General features: G+C 73.4%; 5 protein-coding genes. 3 read left to right on the top strand and 2 right to left on the bottom strand.

Features of this window, described 5'->3' with window-relative positions:
- Positions 1-185 precede the first annotated feature (185 nt).
- A complete protein-coding gene (locus tag AC5JJ2_RS00875) occupies positions 186-4,991 on the top strand; it encodes a hypothetical protein (RefSeq protein WP_495856073.1) in 4,806 nt (1,601 codons plus the stop codon).
- A gap of 88 nt (positions 4,992-5,079) precedes the next feature.
- Here the strand turns inward: AC5JJ2_RS00875 and AC5JJ2_RS00880 are convergent, their stop codons facing one another.
- Positions 5,080-5,478: a BON domain-containing protein gene (locus AC5JJ2_RS00880; protein WP_495856074.1), complete on the bottom strand. Its 399-nt coding sequence runs from the start codon at positions 5,476-5,478 to the stop codon at positions 5,080-5,082.
- Positions 5,479-5,646: 168 nt separating this feature from the next.
- On the opposite strand from AC5JJ2_RS00880, the gene AC5JJ2_RS00885 reads away from it, so the two are divergent.
- Complete coding sequence (locus AC5JJ2_RS00885) at positions 5,647-6,360, top strand: hypothetical protein (protein WP_495856075.1); 714 nt, start codon at positions 5,647-5,649, stop codon at positions 6,358-6,360.
- A 48-nt stretch (positions 6,361-6,408) separates the two neighbouring features.
- Here AC5JJ2_RS00885 and AC5JJ2_RS00890 read toward each other — a convergent pair whose 3' ends face one another.
- Positions 6,409-7,848: a sulfatase gene (locus AC5JJ2_RS00890; protein WP_495856076.1), complete on the bottom strand. Its 1,440-nt coding sequence runs from the start codon at positions 7,846-7,848 to the stop codon at positions 6,409-6,411.
- A gap of 88 nt (positions 7,849-7,936) precedes the next feature.
- Here AC5JJ2_RS00890 and AC5JJ2_RS00895 point away from each other — a divergent pair.
- Positions 7,937-8,646: phytanoyl-CoA dioxygenase family protein (locus AC5JJ2_RS00895; RefSeq protein WP_495856077.1), on the top strand; the 710-nt coding region annotated here is incomplete at its 3' end.

Below are 8,646 nucleotides of genomic sequence, written 5' to 3' on the forward strand. Positions count from 1 at the left end.
CCCCCCCCCCCCCCCCCCCCCCCCCCCCCCCCCCCCCCCCCCCCCGCCTCCCTCCTACCGGGGCGTTGCTCACCGGCCGGGGGCGCGCTCACCCCCCTCCCTAACCCTCCCCCCCAAGGGGGGAGGGAACAAGAGAAGGCCCGACACCCGTTCCTCGCCCTTTTACCGCGCGTCCGAGTTAACCCATGACCCGCCGCGCGGCGATCCTCGGGTTCGCGCTGCTCGCCGCCGTCGCGGCGCTGCCGGCCCGCGGCCAGCCGCTGCCGTCCGCACTCAGCCTCGCCGCCGGCCTCCGCACGCTCGCCGACCGCGAGCCGCAACCCTTCCCGGACCCGTTCCCCATACGCCGGGTGCTACTGCCTTCAACCGCCCGGCTGCCGGCCGCGCCGGACGGGAACCCGTTCCGAAAGATGCCGCGGGCCGAGTTCGAGAACCTCGTCCGCGCCGCCGCCCGGCCCGGCCCGCCGCCGACGCTCGTGCGGGCGACGTACCGGGCGACGTTCGCCGACGACGCGCTGGCCGGGACCGGGGAGTGGGTCGTCGCCAGTTCCGCCGACACCGCGCTATCACTCGGCTCGCCGACCGTCGCGGTCCGGGACGCGAAGTGGCCGGACGGCGGCCCGGCGCTGACGTTCGACGGCGGCACGAAGCTGTGGGCCGACCGCCGCGGCCGGACGCCGGTGGCGTTCGCGTGGTCGGCCCGTGGGGTCGAGGAGCCGGGGGCCGTGCGGTTCGACCTCGGCCTGCCGCCGGCCCCGGTCGCCGTGCTGGAACTGGACCTGCCGGCCGACCGCGTGCCGGTGGTGAAGGGGAACCAGCTCGTCACCGGCCCCGTCCCGAAGGCCGGCAACCGCGCGGCGTGGCGGGTCGCGTTCGGCGGCGACGCGCGGCTGGAGTTCACCGTCCGCCGCCCGGCCGGGGTCGGCTTGCCGCCGCCGTTCGCGACGCTCGCCCGCACTGCGAAGTTCGACCTGCAGCCCGGCCTCGCCGTCGGCACGTTCGAGTTCGAGACGGTCGCCACCCGCGGCCCGCTGTCTTCCCTCGCGTTCGACCTCGACCCGGCGCTGACGGTGACGGACGTGGCCGCGCCGAGCCTCGAAACCTGGCGGCGGGACGGGAACCGGCTGACGCTGACGTTCCGCGAACCGCTGACGGCCGGAACGATCACGATCGGGGCCGTGACGACCGTGCCGACGGCCGGCGAGCCGTGGCCGCCGCCGCTCGTCCGCCCCGTCGCGGGCGGCCTCGCGGACGACCGCATCGACGTGCGCGTCGGGGCCGACGTTCACCTCGACGGCTGGTCGCCCGGCGACTACCGGCTGCTCCGCACCACCACCACCGACCGCCAGCTCACGCTCGTGTTCCGCGGCACGCTCCCGGCCGACGCGGCCGCCCCGCGGCGGGTCCCGGCGCTCCGGGCGAAGGCGGCCGCCGCCGAGTTCGCGACGGTGGAGGCGCTCGACTGGCGGATCGACCCGCAGCGGTCGCGGCTGACGGGGACGTTCCGCGTCAGCGTCTCCCGCGGACCGCTCACCCGATTGGTGTTCAAAATTCCACAAGAGTTCGCGCCGCTGTCCGCGGTGCTGACGCCGGACGACCCGACGGCCGCGTGGTCCGCCGCCGGCCCCGGCCTGTGGGCGCTGGAGCCGACGCACCCGGTCCCGACGAACGAAACGATCGACGTGCGGGTCGAACTGCGGGGGCCGGTCCCGAAAGCGGCCGGGCGGACGGCGTGGCCGGTCCCCGTCCTTTCGCCGGTCGGCGCGGCGAAACGGGACGGCACGTTCGCCGTGCAGCTCGCCCCGCCGCTCCGCGGTTGGCTGTCGCCGGAGCGGGCCGACGCCGATGGCCTGAGTTTGAAGTACGCGCAGGACTTCGACGCGACGCTGACCGTCGCCCCGCGGCGTTCCACGTCGCCCGCCGAGGGTCCGCCGCCCGAGAAGCCGCGACCAGGCGGGGGGTGGCGGTTCGCCGACCTGACAACGCACTGTCAGTTCAACGCGGCCGGCCGGCCGCGGGCGGAACTGACGGGCCGCGTCACAACGGCGGCGGCCGGGGCGCTGCCGATCCGCCTGCCGGCCGGGGCGGTGGTCGAACTCGCGACCGCGGACGGTAAGTGGGCCGACGGCACGACAGACGGCGACACGTTCTCCTTGCCCGTGCCGACGCCGGACGCGGACGGGGTGGCGTTCGCGGTGACGTACCGGCTGCCGCCGCCGGGCGGGTGGCCGCCGCGGTTCGCCGCCGAGCCGCCGGAACTGCCGGGGTCGCCGCCGGTCCGGGTTTCTGTCGATGTCGGCCCCCGCTACCGCGCGTGGCCGACGCTTTCGGCCGCGGCCCCGCCGGACGCGCGGCTCGTCCCGGTGTGGCTGCTGTACGCCGTCGGGTTCGGGGGCGTCGCCGTCGTCGTCGGGGTGACGGTCGGCCGATTCGTTCGCGGGCACGCCGGCCGCGCGACGCGGCTGGGCTTGTTCCTCGTCGCGACCGCGCTCGGGGCCGCGGCGTGGTGGACGCCGGACGGGTGGCGGCTCGTCGTCGGGCCGCCGCTCGTGGCCGCGCTCGTCGGCGTCGTGCTGACGGCGCTGCTCGCGAACAACGGCCGCGCTGCGGCCGCGATTCTCCTGGCGGTCATTTTTCACCTTCCGTCGACGGCCCAGGCCCCGGACCCGGCGACGGTTTACTTCCTCCAGGAATCGCCGACGGACCCGAACCGGCTGACGGCGCTCGTGCCGCAGGCCGTGCTCGACCGGCTGGCCGTCCTCGCCGCGCCGCCGCTGCCGCCGGTCGTGCTGACGGCCGCCGAATATGTCGGGTCGGAATCGAACGGCACGGCCCGGTTCGACGCGGCGTGGCAGGTCCACGTCACCCGCGACGGCCAGCAACTCCTCGCGCTGCCGCTCGCCGGCGTGCGGCTGGAGGCGATGACGCTCGACGGGGCGACCGCCTACCCGGACGCGGCGCGGGCCAACCAGTATTCGGTTACCGTTTCGGGGAAGGGCCGCCACGAGCTGAAGGCGACGTTCGCCGTGCCGGTCGGCGGGGCCGGCGGCGACCGCGAGGTGCGGTTCGGCGTGCCGGACCTACTCGCGTCCCGCGCGACGTTCGCCCTCGGCGGCAACCGCGCCCCGACCGTCGCGGCCCGGCTCGGCGGGCAAACGTCCACTTTGAATAAAGACACGACGACGGTGGCCGCGGACCTCGGCCGCGGCGGGGCGGTAACCGTCCGCTGGCGGGAGGCGGCGAACGCCCCGGCCGCCCCGACGGTGCGGGAGGCGACCGTCTGGGACGTGACCGAGACGCGGGCCGCGGCGCTGGCGGCGTTCCTCTTCCAGTCGAACCGCGGGCCGCTCGCGCGGCTGACGTTCGCCATCCCGCCCGGCCTCGAACCGGGACAAGTCACCGTCCGCGGCGCGGACCCGGCCGGCGGCGCGACCGGGCTGCGGAACTGGACGCTGACCCCGGCCGCCGACGGCGCGCAGGAGTTGGCCATCGACTTGCAGAACCCGGCCGAGGGGGCGGTCGCCGTGACGTTCCGGCTCGTGCCGCGGGACAACGTGTCCGCCCGCCCGGTGCTGCGGACGCCGCGGGCGACGAACGCCGACGTGACGGCCAGCTACCTCGGCGTGCGGCTCGCGAACGTCGCCGCCGACGGCTGGCAGAACGAGAACCTGATCGACTTCCCGGCCGACACGGTCGCCCGCGACTTCGCGGCCGTGCCGGAGTTGGACTTCGACAAGTCGCTGGCCCGGTCGTTCCGCCGGGAGGGGCCGAACCCGCCGGTCGCACGGCCGGCGCTGCGGGCGACCGCGCTCCCGCCGCCGGCGAGTTACGAGTGGGTGTGGGCGCTGGGCACACACGCCGACGTGTCGGCCACGGCCCGGTGGCCGAGCGGCACGGTGTCGCCGTTCGTCGAGTGCGAGGTCCCGGCCGCGGTGGCCGTGACGGACGTGTCCGGCAACGACCTGGCCGGGTGGGAGCGGGCCGGCACGAAGCTGCGGGCGTGGTTCAAGACGGAGGTGAAGGACCCGTCGCTGCGGTGGGCCGGGCGGTGGTCGGCGTTCGCGGCGGACGCGGCGGTCGAGCTGCCTGGGGTGCCGGGGGCGACGGTCCGCGTCCGCCCGGCGGCCGACGGGGCCGTGACGGTGCAACCGGCCCGCGACGGGCAGTTGCAACCGACCCCGCGGCCGCGCGAGGCGGTCTACCTCGCGGAGGCCGGCCCGCCGCCGAAGGTCGTCGCGCATTCTTCCGGTCCGGTCGGCCTTCTCCAAAATGAAACGATCACCCGCGCCGGCCCGGTCGTGGAACAGCGGGTGACGCTGGACCTGACGCTCGCGGCGAACCGGCCGCACGGGCTGACGGTCGCCGTCGCCGGGCTGCCGGCCGGGGGCGAAACGAAGGTCGAGTGGCCGGCCGGCGCGTCGGTCGTGGACGCGGCCGCGGGGCCGGCCCGCCGGTGGCAGGCGGTGTTCGCGGCCCGGCCGGACGCGGCGGCGCGGGTGGTCGTGGTCAACCGGTTTCCGTGGAAGCCGGACGCGGCGCTGCCGGCCGTGGACGTGCTGTCCGCGGGCGTGCCGGCGATGAAGGCGGACCAGCGGCTGATGCTCGATGACGATTTGCAACCGACCGGCTCGCGGCGGATCGCGGGCGAGAATGCTTGGCAGGTCGCGACCGACGACCCGGTCCGGTTGACCGAAGCCGCGAAGCCGGTCGTGGCGGTCGCCGTCCCGGAGGCGGCGACGTTGCCGGACCCCTCGCCCGCAAGGCCGTTCGACCCGCGGCACTTGTTCGCGACCGGGTGGCTGGTCGGGATGCTGTTGCTGGCGGCGCTGGCCGCGCGGGGGTCGCCGCGGTTGCGGCCGGAGGTGCTGACGGGGTTCGGGCTGCTCGCGATGGTCGTCGGCGGCTGGGGCTTCGGGATCGTGGCGGCCGCCGGCGTGTTCCTGCGATTGCTGACGATGACCCGCGCCGTGGCCGAGCGGGTGATGCGGTGAGGTGTTCTTGTGGAACCCGGAGCGGTAGCGACGGGGTGTCGGCGAACCCAACACACCCCGTCGCTACCGCTCCGGGTTCCACATTCGGTCACTTCCCTTCCGGGACGGCCAGCTCGGCGACGACCGTGTCCACGCCGCTCGTGCCGGTCGCCAGCTCGACGGCCTTCGCCTTCTGCGCCGTCGTCTGCACGATGCCGCGGAGCCGCACCTCGCCGGCCGTCGGCGACGCGACCGTCACGTCCGCCCCGGCCATCGCCTTGTCCGTCTGAATCCGTACCCGCACCCGCTCCTCGATCGGCAGCGCGTCCCCGGCCCGGAACGCGGCGAGAGGCCCCGCGAGCTTCCGGCCCTCCGGCAGCGTGTGCGTTACCTGCTCCTTCGCCTTGCGGCCGGCCTTGAGCAAGATGTCCAGGTCGCTCGCCTTGCTCAGTGCGAGCGTGCCGCCCAACACGGCCAGGAACAGGGTGACGATCAGGAACCGCTTCATGGGGACTCGCGAGAGGGAATCGACCGGCTGAAACATGCAACGGGATGAGGGGTCGGGCAAGCGGGGACGGATGGGATTTCGCCGGGCACTTCCGCCGAGGCTGCCGGTCGGGTAGAATGCGCGGGCCTTGACTCTGGGGTGGGTGCGTCTTTGGAAGGGGGTGGACCCGTGATCCGATTGATGACCCGTGCGGCCGCGGTGGCCGTCGGGGTGTTCGCGGTCGTCGGCTCGGCGGCGGCCGTCGATCCGGCGCAGAAGCTGGGCCGGTACCGGCCGGACGACGACAAGAAGGTCGCGGCCCCGGCCCCGTCGCCGCTGGCGGACGACACCGAGCAGGTGCGGCACCGGTACGGGTGGGGCGGGTACCGGCCGTACTACGGCGGCGGATACCGGTCGTACTACGGCGGCGGGTTCTACGGCCGGCCGTCGTACTACGGCGGCTACTACGGCTACCGCCCGTCGTTCTACGGCAGCTACTACGGGTATCGGCCGTCGTTCTACGGCGGCGGGTTCTCCTACGGGTACTCGTCGTTCTACACGCCGCGGTACTATTATTCGCCGAGCTACTACTACGGCGGGTTCTGCGGCATCGGCGGCGACCTCGGCAGCCTCGTGACGCTCGGCCTGAGCCTGCGGCCGACCGTGGAGCGCGAGTTCGACGCGGCCCCGAGGGCGCTGCCGTCGCCGCTCGCGCCGGGCACGTTCCGGTACGACGGCGGGCCGAACACGGTCGTCCCGCAGCCGACGCCGGACGGCCGGCCGATGCCGAAGGCGGAGCCGGCCCCGGCGGTTCCGGACGCGGTCGAGGCGCTGAAGATTTCGGTGAAGAAGCCCGCCGCGGTGAAGCCGACGCCGCGGTACAAGGCTTACGGCGAGAAGTGATGATGCGGTTAGCGGGCGACCCGATGGGTCGCCCGCTAACCGGGTCGCTTATTTGGGGCTTGACGCCTTCCAACCCGCCTTCAACTGCGCCGCCAGTTCGCCGACCAACTTCGCGTTCTCCGGCTTCGCCGCCACGTTCACGCTCTCGTCCGCGTCGGTTTCGTGGTCGTACAGTTCCGTCGCCTTCACCGCACCGGTCTTGCGGTCCCGCCACTCGACGTACCGGTAGCGGTCCGTCTTCATCGCGTAGCCCATCAGCGGGCCGGTCTCCTTACTCCCCCGCGGGTACTGGCTGAACGCGGCCGGCTTCCACGTCCGGGCCGGGTCGTCGAGCAACTTCGCGAAGCTGTGGCCCTCCAGGTGGGCCGGCTTCGGCAGCCCACACACCTCCGCCAGCGTCGGGTAGATGTCCACGAACTCGACCAGCGCCTTCGTCGGCTTCCCGGCCGCCTTCTGGCCCGGCACGCGGGCGACGAGCGCCGCCCGCGTCGCCTTCTCGTAGTTCGTGTGCTTGCACCACATGCCGTGGTCGCCGAGGTGCCAGCCGTGGTCGCCCCACAGTACCACGGCCGTGTTCTTGTCCAGCCCGAGCGCCGCCAGTTCGTCGAGCACGCGGCCGACTTGCGCGTCCATGTAGCTGACGGCCGCGTAGTACCCGTGGACGAGCTTCTTCGCCTCCGCGTCCGGGATCGGCCCGGTCTTCGGCATGCCGATGTACGCCCGCAACTCGCCGCCGGGCGACGGGGCGAACGCCGGGGCGTCCGTCGGCCGCTCGGCCGGGCCGACGGCCGGGAGCTTCGCCACGTCCTGCATGTCCCAATACTTCTTCGGCGCGACGAACGGCAGGTGCGGCTTCGCGAACCCGACGGCCAGGAAGAACGGCCTCCCCTTGTTCTCGCGGAGCAACTCGACCGCGCGGGCCGCGGCCGCGCCGTCGTTCAGGTAGTCGTCGGCCACGTCCGGCGCTTCGTAGGGCAGGCCGCGGACCCGCGATACGTCCGCGTTGTTCTTCTTGGCCTCCTCCTTCGCGGCGGCGAGCGCCTTCTGCCCGTCCGGCCCGAACGCCCGGCCCTTCGGCCCCTCCCACGGCTCGGACCACGACGGCTTGTCGTCGTACCCGCCGTGGTAAATTTTCCCGATGCCGCGGACGTGGTAGCCGTTGTCCTTGAAGTGCTGCGGCAGCGTGACGACGTTCGGGATCGCGGTGCGGAAGTGGGTGACGAGGTCGTACACCTTCGTCGTGTCCGGCCGGCAGCCGGTGAGCAGCGACGACCGGGACGGGCTGCACACGGCCTGCTGGCAGTACGCCCGGAGGAACGCGGTGCCGGTCGCGGCCAGCTTGTCGATGTGCGGCGTCTTGGCGGCCGGGTCGCCGTGACTGCCGAGCGCCGGCCGCAGGTCGTCCACGGCGATGAACAGCACGTTCATCTTCTCCGCGGCGAGGGCGGGCGTAGCGAGGAGAACGAGCGCGAGCAGGGAGCGGAGCATGGGAGGGGGTCTCCGGAAGGGGAAGGTAGTATAGCAGCGGGCCGAGCCATGCCCCTATATTGCCAGCATCCACCCGGAGGGCTTCCCGATGGCCCGCGCTCTTTCCGACGCCCACGTTCAGCAGTACCACGCCGACGGGTACGTCCTCGCGAAGGGGCTGTTCACCCGCGACGAGATCGACGTGCTGCACCGCAGCGCCAAGGAGGACAACGACCTCGACAAGCGGTCGTTCGGCCGGGCCGACGGCGAGGGCGGGGTCGTCCGGCTGTCCCTGTGGAACCACCCCGGCGACGGCGTCTACGGCATGTTCGCCCGGTGCGAGCGGATGGTCCGCAGTTGCGAGCGGCTGCTCGGCGGCGAGGTGTACCACTACCACTCGAAGATGATCCTCAAGGACGCGAGGGTCGGCGGCGCGTGGGCGTGGCACCAGGACTACGGGTACTGGTACCAGAACGGCGTCCTGTTCCCGTGGCTGACGAGCGTGTTCATCGCCGTCGATCCGTGTACGAAGGAGAACGGCTGCCTACAGGTGCTGAGCGGGTCGCACCACGCCGGGCGGATCAACCACGTCCTGACCGGCGACCAGGCCGGGGCCGACCGCGAGCACGTCGGCGAGCTGATGAAGCGGCTGGAGCTGGTGTACGTCGAGATGCAGCCGGGGGACGCGCTGTTCTTCCACGCGAACCTGCTGCACCGCAGCGACCAGAACAAGTCGGAGAACTCGCGGTGGAGCATGATCTGCTGCTACAACGCGGCCCGCAACGACCCGTACAAGGACAGCCACCACCCGCGGTACAC

The sequence above is a fragment of the Limnoglobus sp. genome (assembly GCF_059499385.1).

What these genes read in the sequence shown, in the direction of transcription:
- AC5JJ2_RS00875 (WP_495856073.1), top strand. Translation starts at nt 186, where the DNA reads ATGACCCGCCGCGCGGCGATCCTCGGGTTCGCGCTGCTCGCCGCCGTC.
- AC5JJ2_RS00880 (WP_495856074.1), bottom strand. Translation starts at nt 5,478, where the DNA reads ATGAAGCGGTTCCTGATCGTCACCCTGTTCCTGGCCGTGTTGGGCGGC.
- AC5JJ2_RS00890 (WP_495856076.1), bottom strand. Translation starts at nt 7,848, where the DNA reads ATGCTCCGCTCCCTGCTCGCGCTCGTTCTCCTCGCTACGCCCGCCCTC.